The 19653-nt window shown below is 36.1% G+C and carries 16 protein-coding genes and 1 pseudogene; 12 read left to right on the top strand and 5 right to left on the bottom strand.

Annotation, left to right across the window (positions count from 1 at the left end; genetic code table 11):
* The first annotated feature begins 142 nt into the window (after positions 1-142).
* The 10 genes from PBT91_RS09470 to PBT91_RS09425 all read left to right on the top strand — a co-directional run bounded on the left by PBT91_RS09470 (position 143) and on the right by PBT91_RS09425 (position 11555).
* Positions 143-1822: a ribulokinase gene (locus PBT91_RS09470; RefSeq protein ID WP_270058236.1), complete on the top strand. Its 1680-nt coding sequence runs from the start codon at positions 143-145 to the stop codon at positions 1820-1822.
* On the top strand, positions 1822-2526 hold the full coding sequence (locus PBT91_RS09465) for an L-ribulose-5-phosphate 4-epimerase (protein ID WP_270058235.1): 705 nt from the start codon (positions 1822-1824) through the stop codon (positions 2524-2526). The genes PBT91_RS09470 and PBT91_RS09465 overlap by 1 nt, the downstream gene beginning before the upstream one ends.
* A 20-nt stretch (positions 2527-2546) precedes the next feature.
* Positions 2547-4055: an L-arabinose isomerase gene (gene araA / locus PBT91_RS09460; RefSeq protein ID WP_270058234.1), complete on the top strand. Its 1509-nt coding sequence runs from the start codon at positions 2547-2549 to the stop codon at positions 4053-4055.
* Positions 4056-4067: 12 nt separating this feature from the next.
* Positions 4068-5252 carry an aldose epimerase family protein gene (locus tag PBT91_RS09455; protein WP_270058233.1) on the top strand — a complete coding sequence of 395 codons (1185 nt, stop codon included), beginning with the start codon at positions 4068-4070 and terminating at the stop codon, positions 5250-5252.
* Positions 5253-5256: 4 nt separating this feature from the next.
* Positions 5257-6960 carry a sodium:solute symporter gene (locus PBT91_RS09450; RefSeq protein WP_270058232.1) on the top strand — a complete coding sequence of 568 codons (1704 nt, stop codon included), beginning with the start codon at positions 5257-5259 and terminating at the stop codon, positions 6958-6960.
* 529 nt (positions 6961-7489) lie between these two features.
* Positions 7490-8515 carry a LacI family DNA-binding transcriptional regulator gene (locus PBT91_RS09445; protein WP_270058231.1) on the top strand — a complete coding sequence of 342 codons (1026 nt, stop codon included), beginning with the start codon at positions 7490-7492 and terminating at the stop codon, positions 8513-8515.
* Between the two features lie 170 nt (positions 8516-8685).
* Positions 8686-9225 (top strand): hypothetical protein, encoded by a 540-nt coding sequence (locus PBT91_RS09440; RefSeq protein WP_270058230.1) that lies wholly within the window; start codon positions 8686-8688, stop codon positions 9223-9225.
* A complete protein-coding gene (locus PBT91_RS09435; protein WP_270058229.1) occupies positions 9222-10082 on the top strand; it encodes an ABC transporter ATP-binding protein in 861 nt (286 codons plus the stop codon). Before PBT91_RS09440 ends, PBT91_RS09435 begins: the two co-directional genes overlap by 4 nt.
* Position 10083: 1 nt before the next feature.
* Positions 10084-10899, top strand: coding sequence for an ABC transporter permease (locus PBT91_RS09430; protein WP_270058228.1), 816 nt, complete (start codon positions 10084-10086; stop codon positions 10897-10899).
* Positions 10896-11555, top strand: coding sequence for a hypothetical protein (locus PBT91_RS09425; protein WP_270058227.1), 660 nt, complete (start codon positions 10896-10898; stop codon positions 11553-11555). The genes PBT91_RS09430 and PBT91_RS09425 overlap by 4 nt, the downstream gene beginning before the upstream one ends.
* Positions 11556-11631: 76 nt before the next feature.
* Here PBT91_RS09425 and PBT91_RS09420 read toward each other — a convergent pair whose 3' ends face one another.
* From PBT91_RS09420 to PBT91_RS09405, 4 genes and pseudogenes are all read right to left on the bottom strand, one after another.
* The gene (locus PBT91_RS09420) at positions 11632-12585 is read right to left on the bottom strand and encodes a hypothetical protein (RefSeq protein ID WP_270058226.1); all 954 of its coding nucleotides are present in this window, start codon (positions 12583-12585) and stop codon (positions 11632-11634) included.
* Between the two features lie 171 nt (positions 12586-12756).
* A pseudogene (locus PBT91_RS09415) lies at positions 12757-13961 on the bottom strand (IS3 family transposase).
* Between the two features lie 433 nt (positions 13962-14394).
* Positions 14395-15948, bottom strand: coding sequence for an IS1182 family transposase (locus PBT91_RS09410; protein WP_270058225.1), 1554 nt, complete (start codon positions 15946-15948; stop codon positions 14395-14397).
* A gap of 316 nt (positions 15949-16264) precedes the next feature.
* Positions 16265-16525, bottom strand: a complete 261-nt coding sequence (locus PBT91_RS09405) for a hypothetical protein (protein ID WP_270061489.1) — start codon at positions 16523-16525, stop codon at positions 16265-16267.
* Positions 16526-16552: 27 nt separating this feature from the next.
* Here PBT91_RS09405 and PBT91_RS09400 point away from each other — a divergent pair, with 27 nt between their 5' ends.
* Positions 16553-17098: a tyrosine-type recombinase/integrase gene (locus PBT91_RS09400; RefSeq protein WP_270061433.1), complete on the top strand. Its 546-nt coding sequence runs from the start codon at positions 16553-16555 to the stop codon at positions 17096-17098.
* Entirely contained in the window at positions 17098-18228 is a 1131-nt protein-coding gene (locus PBT91_RS09395) for an IS91 family transposase (RefSeq protein ID WP_443089621.1), read from the top strand. The genes PBT91_RS09400 and PBT91_RS09395 overlap by 1 nt, the downstream gene beginning before the upstream one ends.
* Before the next feature lie 288 nt (positions 18229-18516).
* Here the strand turns inward: PBT91_RS09395 and PBT91_RS09390 are convergent, their stop codons facing one another.
* Positions 18517-19542, bottom strand: a complete 1026-nt coding sequence (locus PBT91_RS09390) for a hypothetical protein (RefSeq protein WP_270058224.1) — start codon at positions 19540-19542, stop codon at positions 18517-18519.
* Between the last annotated feature and the right edge of the window lie 111 nt (positions 19543-19653).

Here is a 19653-nt window from a genome sequence, read left to right as displayed (position 1 = left end):
TTTTAAGTATCGATAAATCATAAAATTGAAACCTTATTCATTTTAAGAATAAAAATTAAAGAAATCTTAAAATTATAAGTGTTTCTATTACACTTAATAAAACAAAAATTATATATTTGTTTCAGACAAAAAGTTAGAATACATGGAAAGTTATGTAATAGGACTTGATTACGGGACAGATTCTGTAAGAGCTGTTTTAGTAGATAGTAAAAGTGGAAAGGAGCTTGCTTCAGACACGTTTTGGTATCCACGCTGGAAAAAACAACTTTTCTGCGATGCAAGTCTCAATCGATTTCGGCAACATCCTCTGGATCATATTGAAGGTCTGGAAAAAACAATAAAGGGAGTCATTGAAAAAAGTGGTGTAAATGGCGAAGCAGTAAAAGGTATCTGTATAGATACCACAGGTTCTTCACCTGTACCGGTAACTAAAGACGGTACACCTCTAGCTTTAACCGATGGTTTTAAAGATAACCCCAATGCCATGATGATCTTATGGAAAGATCATACAGCCATTAAAGAGGCTAATGAGATTAATGAGTTAGCAGAAAACTGGGGTGGCGAGAACTATACAAAATACGAAGGAGGTATCTATTCTTCAGAGTGGTTTTGGGCAAAAATAACACACATCGTTAGAGAAGATGAAGCGGTTAAAAACGCTGCATATTCTTGGATGGAACATTGTGATATTATGACCTATCTTCTTATTGAAGATACCGATCTAGCTTCTTTTAAAAGAAGTAGATGTGGTGCAGGACATAAAGCAATGTGGCACGAGAGCTGGGGAGGTTTACCATCAGAAGAATTTTTAGGAAAATTACATCCATATTGTGCAGATTTAAGATCAAAATTATACGACGAAACTTATACCTCAGATGAAGTTGCTGGTAAAATCAGTAAAGAATGGGCTTCTAAATTAGGCCTTTCTGAAGATACTGTTATCGCTGTTGGTACATTTGATGCACATTCTGGTGCCGTAGGTGCAAAAGTAGAAGAGCATGCTTTGGTACGTGTTATGGGGACTTCAACTTGTGATATTATTGTTTCACCTTATAATGTAGTAGGTGATAACACGGTTAAAGGCATATGCGGACAGGTAGATGGATCTGTAATACCGGGGATGGTTGGTTTAGAAGCTGGACAATCTGCTTTTGGTGATGTGCTGGCCTGGTTCAAAAATGTATTATCATGGCCATTAAACCATCTTGTATACAATTCTGAGATTCTTTCTGAAGAACAAATTGCAGCATTAAAAGCTGAAGTTGATAAAAAATTTATTGCTGAATTATCTGCTGAAGCAGAGGCTATAGATATTAGCGATAGTATTCCGGTAGCGTTAGATTGGATTAATGGTCGCCGTACTCCAGATGCAAATCAGGAATTAAAAAGCGCAATTAGCAATCTTTCATTAGGAAGTAAAGCGCCACATATCTTTAAGGCATTAGTTAACTCTATTTGCTTTGGAGCAAAAGAAATCGTAGATCGTTTTAAAGAAGAAGGGGTAGAAATAAAAACAGTTATTGGTATTGGAGGAGTTGCTAGAAAATCTGCTTATATCATGCAGACTCTTGCGAATACTTTAAATATGCCTATAAAAGTTGCGGCTTCAGACGAAGCACCAGCTTTAGGATCTGCTGTTTATGCTGCAGTCGCTGCTGGTTTATACGATGACGTTATTACAGCCAGCAAAACTTTAGGAAGCGATTTTGAAGCGGAATATTATCCACAGCCAGAAATGCTGGTAGCATACGAAAAACAAATGGCAGCTTATAAAGAATTAAGTCATTTTGTTGAAGAAAGTATCACAAAAAAACATAAATAATGAGTTCTAAATATCAAGCACTGAAACAGGAATGTTACGAGGCAAACATGCAATTGGATGCATTAGATCTAGTGATTTATACTTTTGGTAACGTGAGTGCAGTAGATCGCAAAGAGAAGGTTTTTGCTATTAAACCTAGCGGTGTACCGTATGCAGAGCTTAAGCCTGAAGATATTGTAATTCTTGATTTCGATAATAATGTAATCGAAGGCGAGATGCGTCCCTCTTCAGATACAAAAACTCATGCTTATTTATATAAAAACTGGGAAAATATTGGAGGAATTGCGCACACCCATGCAACATACTCTGTAGCTTGGGCGCAATCACAGCTAGATATTCCAATTTTTGGAACGACCCATGCAGATCATTTAACAGCCGATATTCCATGTGCCCCACCAATGAAGGATGAGTTGATTGCTGGTAATTACGAATATAATACCGGTATTCAAATTCTGGATTGCTTCAAGGATAAAGGCTTGTCTTACGAGGAGGTTCAAATGGTTCTATTAGGAAACCATGGTCCTTTTACCTGGGGGCCAACTGCGGCAAAGGCAGTTTACAACAGTAAGGTTTTAGAAGAAGTTGGTAAAATGGCTTATCTAACTTTACAAATTAATCCTAATGCCCCAAGATTAAAAGATTCTTTAATTAAAAAACATTACGAGCGTAAGCATGGTAAAAATGCCTATTACGGTCAAAACTAATAACCCTAACAAAATAATCAATGGTTGCTATAGAAAGTAAAGAAATCTGGTTTATAACAGGAAGCCAGCATTTATACGGACCTGAAACTTTAGAGCAGGTAGCAAAAAATTCAAAAGAAATTGTAGAAGGATTAGATGCATCTTCAGAAATTCCGGTTAAAATTGTTTATAAAGATACAGTAAAAACTGAGGATGAAATCGCAGCAGTGATGCGCGACGCAAACAATTCAGAAGGATGTATCGGTTTAATTGCTTGGATGCATACTTTTTCTCCAGCAAAAATGTGGATTAAAGGTTTAACTTTATTAAGTAAGCCAATTTGCCATTTACATACACAATTTAATGCAGAGGTGCCGTGGAGTGATATCGATATGGATTTTATGAATCTTAATCAATCGGCTCATGGTGATCGCGAATTTGGTTTTATGATGTCCAGAATGCGTAAAAAACGCAAAGTTGTAGTTGGACATTGGAAATCTGAAAGGGTACAAAAGAAACTTGGTATTTGGTCTCGTGTAGCTTTAGGATGGGACGAAATGCAAAATTTAAAAGTTGCTCGTATTGGTGATAACATGCGTAATGTTGCCGTTACTGAAGGTGATAAAGTTGAAGCACAATTGAAGTTTGGAGTTGCTGTAAATGCATACGATTCTTCTGATGTTGTAGCTAAGATTAATGAAATTACCAATGAGGAACTAAATCAACTTTTAGAAACTTACGCTAAAGACTATAATCTTACCGAAAGCCTTAAAGAAGGCGGCGATCAAAGACAATCTTTAATCGACGCTGCGAAAATCGAATTAGGTTTACGTAAATTTTTAGATGAAGGCGGTTTTAAAGCATTTACTGATACTTTCGAAAATCTTGGCGAATTAAAACAATTACCGGGTCTTGCCGTACAACGTCTTATGGCTGATGGATATGGTTTTGGAGGCGAAGGTGACTGGAAGACAGCTGCCTTAACACGAGTAATGAAAGTTATGGCTCATGGCCTGGAAGGTGGAACTTCTTTTATGGAAGATTATACTTATCATTTTACTCCAGAAAAATCATTAGTAATGGGATCGCATATGCTAGAGATTTGTCCAAGTATTGCAGATGCGAAACCTTCATGTGAAGTTCATCCTTTAGGGATCGGAGGAAAAGAAGATCCTGTACGTTTAGTTTTTAATTCTCCAGTTGGAGATGCGATAAACGCTACTTGGATTGATATGGGAAATCGCTTTAGACTTATAGTTAATGAAGTTGAAGCAGTTGCTCCCGAGCAAGAATTGCCAAAATTACCAGTAGCTAGAGTTCTTTGGGATTGTAAACCAGATCTAGAGGTAGCTGCTACCGCATGGATTTTGGCGGGTGGCGCGCATCATACAGTTTATTCTCAGGCTTTAACTACAGAATATATGGAAGATTTTGCAGATATTGCAGGAGTAGAACTTCTGGTAATCGATGAAAATACCAGAATAAGAGAGTTTAAAGATACCTTAAATTCAAATGAAGCGTACTACCATCTCTTTCAAAACAAAATGTAATTGTACTTAATTATGAAAAAAATAAAACATACGGTTTATTTCCTATGTTTATTCAGTTTTCTGTTTTCCCTTACTAATTGTAAGGGAGACGGAAAGTCTGAAAAAACAGAGGAAGAAATATCCACAACCAAATCCGAAATCGATTTCTTGTCTAAAGAGAATTACGGTACAACTGCTAACGGCGAAAAGGTAGAACAGTATACCTTAACTAACGAAGCAGGGATGGAAGTAAAAATTATTACTTATGGTGGTCGTATAACATCATTAAAAGTTCCAGATAAAAATGACGAATTTGAAGATGTAATTTTAGGATTCGATTCATTGAGTCAATACACTTCAGAACATCCTTATTTTGGTGCTTTAATTGGTCGATATGGGAATAGAATTTCCGAAGGAAAATTCAGCTTAGACGGTGAGCAATATCAACTTCCGCAAAACGATGGAAAAAACTCTCTTCACGGTGGTGATCAGGGGTTTGATAAAGTTATTTGGACTGCAGAAGTTCCTTCTGATAGTACTTCTTTAATATTGAAATACACTAGTAAAGATGGAGAAATGGGGTATCCGGGAAATCTGGATGTTACTGTGACTTACACTTTGAATGAAGATAATTCTCTTGATGTAGCTTATGAAGCTGAAAGCGATAAGAAAACGATTGTTAATCTTACCCAACATTCTTATTTTAATTTAACCGGTAATTTTGAAGAAACTATCTTAGATCACGAAGTGGTTATAAATGCCGACGAATTTTTGCCGGTAGATGAGACGTTGATTCCAACCGGAGAATTAAGAAAAGTTGAAGGTACACCCTTTGATTTTACGGAAGCAAAAAAAGTAGGAAAAGAAATTGAAACTGAAAATGAACAACTTCAATTAGGTAAAGGCTACGATCATTGTTGGGTTTTAAATGACCAGTCTGAGAATATGCATTTTGCAGCTTCAGCTTATGATCCTGAAAGTGGTCGTTTCTTAGAAGTTTCTACTACCGAACCAGGAATCCAGTTTTATACAGGTAATTTTCTAGATGGAACTTTACCGCGCCAAGGTGGAGAAGGAACATATGCACAACGTTCAGGTTTCTGTTTAGAAACACAACATTATCCAGATTCACCAAATCAGGAAAAATTTCCTTCAGTAGTGCTAAATCCTGGAGAGAAGTACAATTCGAAAACTACATTTAAATTCTCTGTAAAATAATACTATGCAAACATTCGAATTATTAGACTGGGTTGTTATTGGTGTTTTTTGTCTTTTACTTATAGGTGTGATTCTATATGTTGTGAGTCAAAAATCGAATAATTCAGCCGATTATTTTTTAGGAGGAAAAGATGCTGGTTGGATTGCAATCGGTACATCCATATTTGCTTCCAATATCGGTTCTGAACATTTAATAGGTCTCGCTGGAGCCGGAGCCTCAAGCGGTATGGCAATGGCACATTGGGAAATTCAGGGGTGGATGATACTTATTTTGGGATGGGTGTTTGTTCCTTTTTATAGTCGTAGTATGGTGTACACTATGCCAGAATTTTTAGAAAGAAGGTACAATAAAGAATCCCGTACGATTCTTTCTGTGATTTCATTAATTAGTTATGTGCTTACCAAAGTTGCCGTAACCGTTTATGCTGGTGGATTAGTTTTTCAGGAAGTTTTTGGAATTGAGACCTTATGGGGAATTGATTTCTTCTGGATTGCAGCGATTGGATTAGTTTTAATTACTGCTTTGTATACTATTTTCGGCGGAATGAAATCGGTTTTATATACTTCAATTTTGCAAACACCAATTTTACTTTTAGGTTCAGCGATTATTGTAGTATTAGGACTTAAAGAATTAGGAGGCTGGGATGAAATGATGGCCATAACCAGTGCTGTAGAAGTTAATGATTATGGAGATTCTATGGTAAATCTAATAAGAAGTAATAAAGACCAGGATTTTCCTTGGTTGGGTGCATTAATCGGATCTTCAATAATTGGATTTTGGTACTGGTGTACAGATCAATATATTGTTCAAAGAGTTCTTTCAGGAAAAAATCTTAAAGAATCTCGACGCGGAACTATATTTGGAGCATACTTGAAATTATTACCGGTGTTCTTATTTTTAATTCCGGGTATGATTGCATTTTCACTTCATTATCAAAACGTATCCGCAGGAGGAGAAGGCTTCTTACCATTTTTAGATAATGGTGTAGCCAATGCCGATGCAGCATTTCCAACCTTGGTAGCTAAATTATTACCAGCAGGGGTAAAGGGACTGGTAGTTTGCGGAATTCTAGCAGCTTTGATGAGTTCTTTGGCTTCTTTGTTTAATTCTTCTGCAATGCTGTTTACAATAGATTTTTATAAGAAATTAAAACCGGAAACGCCTGAAAATAAATTAGTAAGAATAGGACAAATTGCTACTTTGGTAATTGTAGTACTGGGTATTCTTTGGATTCCTATTATGCGAAGCGTTGGTGATGTATTATATACATACTTACAAGATGTACAATCGGTATTAGCCCCGGGTATTGCTGCGGCTTTCTTGTTGGGAATCACCTGGAAACGTACCAGTGCAAAAGGTGGTATGTGGGGATTGATTACAGGACTAATTATTGGATTGACTCGTTTAGGTGCAAAAGTTTATTATAGCAATTTAGAAGTATCTGGAGACTCACTGTTCCAATACGTGTTTTATGATCTAAATTGGCTTTACTTTTGCGGTTGGATGTTCTTATTTTGTATACTGGTAGTGGTAATCGTTAGTTTATTAACTGAAGCGCCGGAAGCTGCAAAAATTAAAGGTTTAGTTTTCGGAACTACTACTAAAGAAGATGATGATGAAGACCGAAAAAGTTGGAATCATTGGGATGTAATACATTCGGTAATTATACTTGGTTTAACAGGAGCATTTTACTGGTATTTTTGGTAAAACAACCTTAAATATAAAGAACCCGATAATTCTAAATTATCGGGTTTTTTCATTCTAATTTTTTATATCGCAATAAGTATTTTTTGCTAAAAGGATTTACGTATATTAGAAGCATAATTTTTTAGTATTACGCTTGAGTTTCTTAAGTGTGAATTTTACATGGATGGGAGAGAGGGTAGTGTCTCTCTCCCTTTTTTTTTGAAATATATGACTGTATATTCAAAAGACAACTTCAGTAATCTTTAAGTCCAACTTTTTAAATGATACTACTATAGTTAAATGGCTGTCATAATTCTAAATTAGCTGTATTTACCTAGATAGTTTGGCGAAATATGGAATAAATTTCGTTTCTTTTAAGAGAATTTATGCTATAAATAAATAACCTTATTTATAGCTATTATAAATGTCATTTAATTAAAAGTATATTCATAGTCCGCATTTAAAATTGTATTGGGATGTATAATAATTTTAAAAAAACTAATATTAACTATATAAACTATAATTCGATATATTCTAACACTACCCTAAAATGAAAAATAAACGATACTCCATAAAAGATATCGCCGCAGCTCTTAATGTATCTGTAACTACGGTTTCATTCGTTTTAAATGGAAAGGCTAAAGAAAAACGCATTTCAGATCAAGTTGCCGATAAAATTATCGAATATGCCAAATCTATTAATTACAAACCTAATTTACTTGCACAAAGTTTACGTACGGGGCGTAGTAAAATTATAGTTGTGATGGTCGAAGATATTTCGAACTATTTTTTTTCTAAAGTTGCTCGGATAATTGAAGATATCGCTTACGAAAAAGGTTACAAAGTATTGTTTTGTAGTAATGAAAATGATGATGAAAGATCAAGGGAACTCATCAATTTATTTAGGGAGCGTCAAGTAGATGGTTATATAGTAGTACCTTCACCCGGTATACAAGGTGAAATTCAGGATTTAGTAGAAGATGATATTCCTGTAGTTTTATTTGATCGGTACTTTCCTGATTTAGAGACGAACTATGTAATTGTAAATAATGCTGAAGCAGTTAAGAATGCAACCAATCGTCTAATTGAAAATTCGTTTCGAAAAATAGCATTTGTGACTATCGCATCAGAGCAAACGCAAATGCAAGATAGAAAAAACGGATATAAATTGGCTTTAGAAGATAACAATCTTAAAGAATTCATTTTAGAAGTTCCTTTTTATGAAAATAACAAATCGAAAATTAAAGAACTCATTCAAAATTTTCTAAACAAAGAGGATGTAGACGCGCTATTTTTTGCAACCAATTATTTAACTCAGATTGGCTTAGAGCTTATTACAGAATCTTTTCCTGATTTGATAAATAAAATAGGTATAAGCACTTTTGATGATAATGACTTCTTTGAAATTTATTCGCCGTCCATTACCGCCGTATCTCAACCTATGGAGAAAATAGGGCAGGAAGTGATGAATATCATGCTCAAAATGTTGAAGGATCCTAGCGGTAAACCCATAAGCAGTCAAAAAGTTCTTTCTACGACATTAAACGAACGAGATTCATCTGCTGCACGTCAATGAAGAACCAAAAAAGCGAATTTAATGGCTCTTAAATAAACTTTAGAAGTTTGACAACGTTATGAAAAAGAGACCTACTTCACCGATTATAAATTTAATTAAAGCGAATCAATGAATGTACTCGTATGAATCAATGATTTTATATTTGCAAGGATTGTTATTGCATTTCCCGTATGAACTTCCATGATTTACCAAAACAGCCTACAATTTTAGAATCTTATTGGAATGTAGGGAAACTCTTATACGGTGCACTTCTATTATTTATTATAGAAACTCTTTTCTATTATTCTGAATTATATAAATCATTAGATTCTGAAGATCTACTAATTATTAGCTTTTGGTTGTGGTGTTTAATGTTTTCTTTTATCCATATGTTTTTGGTATTGGCAGATGTTTGGTCCAGATTTCAAAACTATAAAAGGGTAAAAGATCAATTATTTAGACATGGATTTAGTTCAAAAATTGCCAAAAATTATATTGGAAGTAAGTGCCAACGAATGGCATTTTTTGCAGCTGCGAAAGAGCTTGGTTTGGATAATGATGTTAAACGGTTTTATCAAAAATGTGGCGTAGCCTGGTACCATTTTATTCCTCTATTTATGCTTAAAGATCCTTTATTTCTTTTCCGAAGATATTTTTGGTCGCGTACATTTTTGGAACGTTATTATACTCCTAAATTTGATTTTAGAAATCAGCAAAATCTACTTTATTGATTTTAAAGGCAACCAATTTAACTAAAAGATACAAATCTGGTAATGCAGTAGATAACATTTCTATTCAGCTAAAGTCAGGGGGAATTTATGGCTTGCTAGGTAAAAATGGTGCTGGTAAAACCACATTGTTCAAACTATTAACAAACCTAATTACACCAGACGAAGGCTTTCTGAAAATCAACTCGGCTAAATTGAAGCCTATTGGTGCAATCATCGAAAATCCCGGCTTGTATAGTTATTTAAATGCTTACGAGAATCTAAAGATCTTTGCTGAAATTCAAAATGCCCCAAGAAACGAAGTAAGTCTTCAGGAATATTTAAAAAATGTCGGACTTCCAATAGATAGAAAAGATGCAGTACGTAATTTTTCTATGGGAATTAAACAACGGTTGGCAATTGCTATTGCACTTTTAAACGATCCTGAAATTATTATTTTAGACGAGCCATTTTCAGGATTAGATCCAACGGGTGTTTCAGCATTAATTCAGCTTATAAAATCACTTGCTGCAAATAATAAAGCAGTGCTTATCTCTTCGCATTTAATGAATGAATTACAGAATTGCTGTAATTATTTATACGTAATCGATAGCGGGAAAATCGTTATTCAAGGAGAGACCAATGTATTATTTGAAAATTGTGTTTCAACATATATAATTAAGGGAGATGGAATAGAAAAAGCGGAAAATTTGTTACCAAATCTAATTTCTGCAGAAGTAAATAGAATAGCTATTAAGTGCACAACTTCTGAAATCTCAGAGGTTTTGCGAATGCTACTTGAAAAAGAGTTTTTAATTTCAAGCTGCACCCCTCAAGTAACTTTAGATGAACTTTTAAATCCTATCCAAAATGTTATATAGGATGTTAAAGATCGAATTATTTAAGCTCTTAAAAGAAGCAAAAACCTGGTATGCCATTGCTGCGATACTAATCATAGAATTCATAATCTTTTTTGCAGCTTATTATCAGGGAAAAACTGTCTTAGAACTCTTATTAGATAATTTAAGGCAATCTTTTTATTTTGAAGGAAATTTGCTTAACGGTAACCTTTTACTTTATATCGTATTGAATTCACTTTGGTTTAATCTTCCTTTAATTTTGATGATCGTGAGTTCAGCATTAATAACTGAGGAATATAAAACGGGAACGCTGAAGACGCTAATGCTACAGGCAGTGAGCAAAAAAAAGCTAATTATAGCCAAGTATATAACCTCTCTTATATTTACTATTTTGATGTTGGGAATTTTAATGCTCACAAGTTTTTTACTGGCTTACAGCATTTTTGGTGATGGAGATTTAGTAGTTTATCTGGGAACTTTAAATTTTTTCTCTTCGGAAGAAGCCATTTTTCGAATAACCTGTGCTTTTGCTTCAGGAACATTAAGTATGATTTTCTTCACTACTGTAAGCATAACTTTAGGAATTTTCTTGAAGGAGCCAACTAAGACCTGGATAGCATCTGCGCTTTTCCTAATTCTGTGTTCCATTATTTTAAAAGCAGATTTTGGAATGATGAATGATCTTTTATTTCCGAAATTAACTAATTCCTGGCAGCAGTTTTTCAATTACAACTTAGATGTAAAGAAAATCGTCTTTAATAATTTATTCCTTTTTATCTATACGTTGTTGTTTGTTCGTTTTGGGATTTATAAATTTAGTAAAAGCGACATTGGATGAAATTGAACATATTTTTTTACATTTTACTTAGTGTTACTTCAGCTTTAGAAGACCAGGAAATAGACAAGGATCTATTTGCGATTAAAAAACAAATGGATCAGATTTCCCATTTTACTGCTGATATTATAATTGATGTGGAAGCCCCTTTTATAAACATGCCAACAAAGACGGCTACTATAAATTACAATCGGGGTGAGAAAATAAAGTTTTCTAGTACTGACTTTCTTATTTTTCCCAAACGCGGATTGGATTTTACGTTTTCAGAAATTTTTGATCATCCATTTATAAGCGTAGATCGAGGCTTACAAACGTTCGACAGTAGAGAATTGAAAGTTTTAAGCATTATTCCGAAAGATGATAAAGCAGATATGGCCATGGCAACACTTTATCTGGATACTGAAAATAAGCATATAATTACTTCAGAAATTACAACAAAAAAACAGGGAAGTTACCGTCTGGTTATGAATTACACTTCCGAAGAAATATTGCCCAATTATGTTGAAGTTTCTTTTGCTATCGAGAATCTTAAGATTCCGCTTAATTTTATGGGAAGTGATACCAAAATCGACCGTAAAACCATGCGAAACTCAGATACCAATGCAGGTAAGGTGAAATTACAGATAAAAAACTACAAGATTTCAAGTGATTTTAGATAATTGTAGTTGAAGTTTTTGGGGTTGGTTTCAATCCTTTTTGAAGAGTAAAATTGCTGCTGACTAATCTTGTCTTGAATTATTGAATTCCAAATCTATTATTCACCAAATCAATTACTATCGTATTATTCATAAAAAGATCATTCCCTATAACACCTTTTATATTTTCAGATTCTAAAGTTTTTACTGCTGTTTTTGCTTCAGTAAAAAAGGCTTTTTTGTTGTTTATCGGTAGATTTAAATCGGCAATTCGAACTGCTGTTGTTATATCGCTTCCTGTAAAACTAATTTTTTCTCCGAAGGATTTGAGTTGCTTATTTTCTTTGATGCTCTTATTGGTTAATTTATCGAATAAACTTTTATCTACAGTGGTTAGTGGAAACAGACTAGCCTGAGTACTATACATAAAACGATGGCGATTGCCACCTGCGATTAGATCTAAATACAGCTGATTATTTTTGAACTTTAATGGCGTAAAACTAAATTTCTGTTCTTCCCAGGTTTCAAGTTTATCGGTAAGAACTAGATTTTGAGATTTAAAGTCGATTATAAGAATCTTTCCTTTAATTTCGTTGGCCCCAATTGTTCCAATTAGATCTAAATCATTAAGATCTCCATTATCTCCAAAATTCTGCTGAATAAGTAGATTATCAGATTTTAATTCTTGATCATTTCTGAAAGCTAATTTATTGTAAAATACATTATAACTATCTCGATGCTGAATATTCTCACTCAAATTAGGATAGGCTGATGTAATTACCTCTAACGAATCACCATAAATTACGTTGTGATTAATTCCAAGATCCAACTGCATCTTGAAAGTTTTGTCGATACCTTCAAATTTAACTGGTAACAGTATAGCCCCATGATTAATTGTGAAACCATCTTGTTTCAGTTTAAGCCATTGAAAATTTATAGTGTCTGAAGCTATTTGATATTCATCTTCTGAAATTTTCACGTCATTCTTACAAGAAAAAGCTAAGGAAACGATGATGCTGTAAGCAAAAATTTTAATAGTTAATTTTTGAAACATAGCAAATGAGTTTGATTGATGGCGTCGTTAATTGAAAACTAAATATAATATATTTTACATATCAATTATAGCATGATGAAGAAGAATGGTATATTTTTTTACTTTCTATGTATTTTAACGATTCTGTTATGCATGGACTTGCAATAAAAAACTGGACTTTAAGTTGAGTGACTATGCTGCTAGTTTTTGATTATACATATCTATTTCAAATTCTTTAATGGTTCTGTTTCCTAAATAAGAATGTCTTCTTCTGGTATTGTACCAGGTTTCTATCCACTGAAAGATAGATAACTCTGCCTGTGATATAAGCTTGTATTTATACCAATATACCCATTCTACTTTCAGGGATTTAAAAAAGGATTCCGCTACTGCATTGTCCCAGCAGTTCCCTTTCCGACTCATCGATTGTTTTACCAAGCCCTTATAGCTTTTAAGTAGATTAGTAAATCTTTGGCTGGCATACTGGATACCTTGGTCTGAATGGAATATCAAAGGTTAGGTGAGTGTGGTATTTTTAATAGCCATCTGCCAAGCTTTTATAACAGTATCCTCGGTATTTAAGGTATCAGTTAAAGCCCATCCTATAACTTTCCTATTAAATAAATCAATAATCACTGTTAGGTAACTCCAGCCTTGCTTAGTCTGAACATAAGTAATATCGCTTACCCATACTTGATTAGCCCTAGCTACATTAAAGCATTGGTTCAAAAGGTTTGGTGCTATGGGATATTTATGGTTACTATCGGTGGTGGTTCTAAATTTACGTTTTCTCTTAGCGTATAAATAGTTTGCCTTCATTATACGGGCTACCCGTGGCTTTGATACCTTAAAACCTAGGGCTTTCAATTCAGCCTTTATTCTAGGAGCTCCATAGCTCTGGTAACTATCCTCAAATATATCTTTGATTAGTGAAGAGAGCTTCTGATTTTCTTTCCAGAGGGTGCTGGGGCCAGATTTCAACCAGTGGTAATAACCGCTTTTACTCACAGCTAACATAGCGCACATCTTACGGGCAGGAAATTTCATACGATGCTGTTTTATGAACCTATATTTTTCTTGTCGCTCGCGGAGAAGATGCCAATTGCCTTTTTTAGGATATCACGTTCTAATTCAGCTTCTTTAAGCTGTTTCTTTAAACGAGCTATCTCTTTTTGTTCATCGGTCATTTTAGGATTACCTCGGCCGGGAAAACTATTCTTACCATAACTCTTTTGCTCTTTACGCCAGCGGTAAAGAACAGCAGGTAGGATATCCAGATCCTCACAAACCTGTACTACACTGCCTTTGGCGTAACTTAATTCTACTGCTTTCTGCTTAAACTCTAAGGTGTAATGTTTGGCTTTACGTCTCATAATTGCTAAGTTAACAACTTGCAATAATATTCATTCAACTCTATGTCCAGTCTAATGTAGTAATTCCAGTTTATTATATTGAAATTTTAGAGATGTAACAAAAACCGGAAAATCGATACTTATTTAGTGAACATAACTATACTATTATGAAATTAAAGAAAACGCCTGTATTTGTTACGCTATTGGGAATTGTTATTTTAATATTAGCAATATCTGATAGATTTGATTCGAAACTATACTTAAAATATACCTTAACTGTAATAGGTTTTATATATACTTTACATGGTTTATATAAAATTTATTGTGATGTTAAAAAAGTTCAAGAAAGTTAAAATGGTTTTATCTAATTCAGATTTTTTCTGGACATAATTCCTCCTTATTATTAAACGTTATAGTTGAATTTCCAAGTTGTTCTTGTTTACAACGGCAGTCTGTCTCAAAACTACCATATTTGATTTTAAAAATAGTTGAAATTAGGATTGAAAACAAAATTTATACTATGATCAGTATTTTTTGTTTTGTATTGGTTAAAAGCTTTATTCAGTCCTATATAGTCTTCTATATGCTTCTTTAAGCTTAAAAAGAGGTTGAATATTAGTTCGTTAAGGTCGATTTTATTGTTGAACAATCTCCTTAAATTATAGGCCAGTGCGATGAGTCCAAAATCGGCCGAAGCTGCTTTGATGCCCCTTTTGGTCATGATATGATCAAAACCCCATTGGCGCTTCATAGTGCCATAGGGATGCTCGACCAGCGCCTGCCTCTCTTTATAAAGCTCTCCGCTTTGTTCGACCCGCTTGGCGTTGCCTTGGATGTTCTGGGTAAATTGAGTGCGCTGTATAATCTTACCGTTAGCTTTGGCCGTGGTACACTTGCTGCGTACCGGGCATTCCTTACAGGCCTTGGTCTTGTATTGTTTAAACGTATAGTTTCGGGCTTTGTACCAGGAGCCATTGCTGTATAAAGTATTTCCCTGGGGGCAAGTATAGGCGTCATCATCAGTATTATAAATGAAGTTTTCAGCATTGTATTTAGGATCTGGCGCCTGACTTTTACGTCCAATGGCCGGAATGGCCACCAGGGTATCGATACCCAGACTATCGGCAATATGGAACTCGCTCCCGGTATGATAGCCTTTATCATAGAGTGCAGTAAAGGAATTTGATCGTAAAATGGACTTGGCCCTTCTGAGCATGAAGCCCATTGCTTTTTTATCATTCTGATTGGTGAGTTTATAATCGATCAGTAACTTATGTTTGGCATCTACGGTCGTTTGCGCGGTGTAGCAGACCTCGGTAACGGTTCCCCTTACAATTTGATGTCTGCTATCAGGATCAGAGGTCGATCGTTGTGGGTTTTCAGAAGAAGCATCCTTGTCTAATTGTTTTTGTATAGCCCGGTATTTGGTCTGTTGCTGTTTGCGCCCTTTAATTTGCTCTTTAATTTCTTCGGTTTTTTTCTGATCGCCATCAGCCTTGGCCAGTTCTTGGTTATGCTCTTCGAGCTTTCTATCGATGTACTCTAAGTGCCGCTGTATTTTCTTTTTGTTGTAGTTATTTTTTTTGCTGTTTTGCGCCCTTAGCTTGGTAGAATCCCCGGCAATAAGTGTTCCCCCGATCAGGTTGAAGTTACGGGCGATAGCCACGCTTTGCCGGAACACCTTTCGGATGGCTTTTGGGTTTTCTTTTCTAAACCGGGCAATGGTATTGTGATCGGGTTTTAAGTTTTTAATCAGCCAGATCACTTCAATGTTACGATAAGCCTCTTTCTCCAATCTTCGGGACGATCGCATCTGGTTCATATAGCCATAGATAAAGAGTTTGAGCAGATCTGCGGGGTCATAAGGCGGCCTCCCTTGAGTTCCTATAGTTTGAAAGCCCATCTGTGATAAATCGATCAAGTTGACGAATTGATCAATAAGCCGTACGCTGTTATCCTCTGGGATCATATCATCCAAACAGGTCGAATAAAGGCTGAGCTGTTCGCGGTCTTGTCCTTGTTGGTATTCCATATCCTAAAAATACAAAATTCTTAGGTTTTGAGACAGTCTGACGGTCTCGGCTATGAGTAGTTGCGTGGGTTAGCACTTAACTATGCAAGTACACACCAAGCTGAAAATCCGCGAGGATTTTCAGAAGTAGGCGAGAACAAGCAATTACTTATAGCCATTGTTGAACGAATCCTCCCTACCGGTCGGAAGCTTACTAAGCCAAAATACAACAATTCTTATATTTAAGATAAACTAAAATTTACCGTTATGTATAAAAAAAAGTAAAATGATAGTAGAGACCGCTATCGCAGAAGTTCCTGGCTTTGAAAACCTATGCTTACAACTTGGTAAGAGCTTTTCGATCAATGGGAAAGCCGCAAGTACCCTGAACAACTACAAGCGATGCCTGGCTCACCTGGGCCTGCACTACAAGCAAAGCCCGGAGACCCTCTCTACTGAAATGATCAATGATTATCTTTTTCATTGCCAAAACCTGCACAAAACCCCATCCGAAAGTTTTTTCAAGCACACTATTTTCGGCCTGCGGGCCATCTACAAGATCCTGGGCTTGAATGATAAGCAGGTCAAGCTTCCCCAAATAAAGCGACAGAACCAACTCCCTGTAGTGCTTAGCAAAGCTGAAGTACGTACCTTGCTCAAAGCACCCAAATATCTCAAACACCGATTGATCCTGGGGATGCTGTATGGGTGTGGACTAAGGAGCTATGAACTCTGTGCCCTACGGCTCTGCGATGTAGACTTTGACCGACAGACTGTTTTTGTAAAAAAGCAGAAGGGCAAAGTAGACCGTTATGTGCCACTTAGCGAGCACTTGGCACGTGGACTTAAAAAATACATTGCAACGGAATCTCCAAAAACCTTCCTCTTCAACAGCCAGGTAACCGATGATGGCGCCCCCCGGCCCATAACCCCCACCGCAATACAATGGGTCATCAAAGAGAACCGAAGTAAAGTAAATACCCACAAGACTATTACCGCCCATTGCCTGCGTCACACTTACGCCACGCACTTGCTGGAGGCAGGACTCAATATTATGAGCCTGAAAGAACTTTTAGGACATGCCTTTATCGAGACAACGCTGGTATATTTACACGTTGCCAACACTGGGAGTTCACGCAAGTTTAGCCCCCTGGATACCCTTTTTCAATAATGCGCAGTCACCTTAAGGTGGCCGATGTGCTGGAGATGGAGCAGGATTATATCTCCTCACGGGCATTTACGAGCTGGCACAGGCGTACCCTTCATGCCATCCGTAAATGCCGCACCCCTGCTATGGGCGGACATATCGATAAGTGCGATTGCTGTGATAAACTCCACATCAGTTACAACAGTTGCAGGAACCGGCATTGCCCTACCTGTCAAGGCCATAAACGCGAACAGTGGATACAGGCACGGGAAAGTGAACTGCTCAATGTTCCTTATTTTCATGTAGTCTTCACACTCCCTTCGGAACTGAATGCGTTTGCTTTATCCCATCCCAAAATAATTTATGGGAGCTTGTTCAAAGCGGCCTGGTCCACCCTTAGACAGTTCGGGGAGAACCCCAAGCACCTGGGCGGGCAAATGGGCATGATAGCCATACTGCACACCTGGGGCCAAAACCTGAGCCTGCACCCGCACTTGCATTGTATTGTTCCTGGAGGTGCGGTAAAGAGGTCAGGCAAATGGAAACCTGCAAGGAACAAGGGAAAATACCTGTTCAACGTGAAATCCATGGGGAAGGTATTCCGCGCAAAATATAGTGCACTGCTTCGAGAGCAAAAGATAGCCATACCACAGGAAATCTATGATAAGCTCTTTGCTAAAAACTGGGTAGTCTATGCAAAGCAGCAATTCCACACCCCAAAATATGTAGTAGAATATCTGGGCCGTTACACCCATAAGATCGCAATAAGCAATCACCGGATAAAACAAATAAACAACTCCCAAAGGAGGGTAACCTTCCAGATTAAGGACTACAGGAAAGCGGGCCAAAAAGGACAACTAATACTGGATACCCGTGAGTTCGTGCGCCGATTTGCACTGCACGTACTGCCCAAAGGTTTTACAAGGATAAGGCATTACGGCATCCTAAGCAGCAGTTGGAAAAAGCATAAACTACCGGCCCTACAAAATATCCTTGCAGGGGTGCCAGTAAAACCTGTCGAAAAAAAGCCTCCATTGCTCTTGGGCAAATGTCCAAGTTGCAAAAAGGGAAAACTAGTCACCGCTCTAACTTTCGATAAGCGTGGACCGCCAGATAAATGGAGAAAACTACTTTTATCCATTAATAGCTTTTAAAAACTGGCCTGCACCATGCGGGGCGGGAGAGTTATGTCCTAAAGCCAAGGATTTATTCAAAAAGGGACCGGAAAAGGAGGCTAATCGATACGTAACTAGATTTAAGTAACTAGAAAAATGTTGGAGCCTAAAAAACTCAACAAAAATTGTGGCTCATCTGCCCCAATAAAATTCCAGAATAATACAGGGTAAAAAGGTATTCCCCATAAAGGAGGAAACGGATCCGTCAACAAGATATTCAGCCCTGGCCTATCGGCGGGCCGAATACTTAGTTATTAGCCACTGTTTTTATATTACTCTTTTTAATTTCAAATCCTTTAATCTAATTCTGTACCTGAATAAAAAACCTTTCCAAAATTCAAATACTATATCATTATTTTCAGTTCTTAGCTTTTTAGGAAAAGTTTTCACAAACTGTTTTATTATGAGCTTAGGTGCTTTTTTGGTTAGAGTTATGCTGTTTTCAGGTTTTGGTTCTTTACTCTCTTTCGCAATAAACTTTTTATCTTTTTTATTATAATACAAAGCATATTCATTTTCTGGATTGGAATAAACACGCTTGAATGGTATCAATTCTAATTCACGATAAAAACCATCTATTATTTCGAGGTTAAATTCGTCAAATTCGAATCTAGCACAAGTAGATAGTTGATATCCATATATTAATCTCTCGTGGTCACAAGTTCGTCCGTCAGAACTTCCAGAAAAATACATTGATGGAATAATCGAGCCAAAAGTATTTAGTCCAAAAATGTTTTCAGCTCCACTTTTGACAGTTCCCAACATTGAGTATGAAAGTAAATTTTCTTCTCTTTCTTCTATATCCCAATATATTGGCCAAATGTCTAAGTTTTTTCCATCTTCTCCAGTTTGAAATAATGAGAATCTATTAGACTCAGCCCATAATTCAAATGGCATTTTATTTTCTTCACCTTTTAAAGTAACATCAGAAGGGAAATATAGAGTTACATATCCATTTTTTAAATTCCAATCAGAACCTAAATTGGAAAACTCAGGTAAACCAGGTGTTCCACAAATCAGGGCAACACAAGTATTTGTTCCATTAGCAACTTCAAAACATTTATGTATTTCCTCAATAGAAGGTTTATTGGGTTTTATTTCAATATATAAATCAACTTTATTAGCACCAAATGACTGAATTCTAAAATCAGTTAAGTATTTAGTTTTCCCCAATTGAAAGCCTTCTGTTTCATATTCCCAACCAATATCAATAGCATCGAAAAAGATTGCCCATCTAGCTTCTAATCTGCTTCTAAATCTCCTTCCTTTATATATTGTTTGGATTGCTTTCATTCAAATTGTGGCTAACGGTTAGGCTATGAGTAGTTGCGTGGTTTAGCACTTAACTTTGCAAATACACACCAAACTGAAAATCCGCGAGGATTTTCAGAAGTAGTCGAGAAC

The sequence above is a fragment of the Zunongwangia sp. HGR-M22 genome (assembly GCF_027594425.1).
Taxonomy (GTDB): domain Bacteria; phylum Bacteroidota; class Bacteroidia; order Flavobacteriales; family Flavobacteriaceae; genus Zunongwangia.
Note: the sequence above shows the minus strand (reverse complement) of the source record. Positions and strands in the feature narration are given on the sequence as shown.

Excerpts from the sequence above, each read along its gene's own strand:
- PBT91_RS09390 (WP_270058224.1), bottom strand. The coding sequence starts at position 19,542 with ATGAAAGCAATCCAAACAATATATAAAGGAAGGAGATTTAGAAGCAGA.
- PBT91_RS09430 (WP_270058228.1), top strand. The coding sequence starts at position 10,084 with ATGTTAAAGATCGAATTATTTAAGCTCTTAAAAGAAGCAAAAACCTGG.
- PBT91_RS09410 (WP_270058225.1), bottom strand. The coding sequence starts at position 15,948 with ATGGAATACCAACAAGGACAAGACCGCGAACAGCTCAGCCTTTATTCG.
- PBT91_RS09450 (WP_270058232.1), top strand. The coding sequence starts at position 5,257 with ATGCAAACATTCGAATTATTAGACTGGGTTGTTATTGGTGTTTTTTGT.
- PBT91_RS09445 (WP_270058231.1), top strand. The coding sequence starts at position 7,490 with ATGAAAAATAAACGATACTCCATAAAAGATATCGCCGCAGCTCTTAAT.
- PBT91_RS09465 (WP_270058235.1), top strand. The coding sequence starts at position 1,822 with ATGAGTTCTAAATATCAAGCACTGAAACAGGAATGTTACGAGGCAAAC.
- PBT91_RS09395 (WP_443089621.1), top strand. The coding sequence starts at position 17,098 with ATGCGCAGTCACCTTAAGGTGGCCGATGTGCTGGAGATGGAGCAGGAT.
- PBT91_RS09420 (WP_270058226.1), bottom strand. The coding sequence starts at position 12,585 with ATGTTTCAAAAATTAACTATTAAAATTTTTGCTTACAGCATCATCGTT.
- araA (WP_270058234.1), top strand. The coding sequence starts at position 2,547 with ATGGTTGCTATAGAAAGTAAAGAAATCTGGTTTATAACAGGAAGCCAG.
- PBT91_RS09455 (WP_270058233.1), top strand. The coding sequence starts at position 4,068 with ATGAAAAAAATAAAACATACGGTTTATTTCCTATGTTTATTCAGTTTT.
- PBT91_RS09470 (WP_270058236.1), top strand. The coding sequence starts at position 143 with ATGGAAAGTTATGTAATAGGACTTGATTACGGGACAGATTCTGTAAGA.
- PBT91_RS09425 (WP_270058227.1), top strand. The coding sequence starts at position 10,896 with ATGAAATTGAACATATTTTTTTACATTTTACTTAGTGTTACTTCAGCT.
- PBT91_RS09440 (WP_270058230.1), top strand. The coding sequence starts at position 8,686 with ATGAACTTCCATGATTTACCAAAACAGCCTACAATTTTAGAATCTTAT.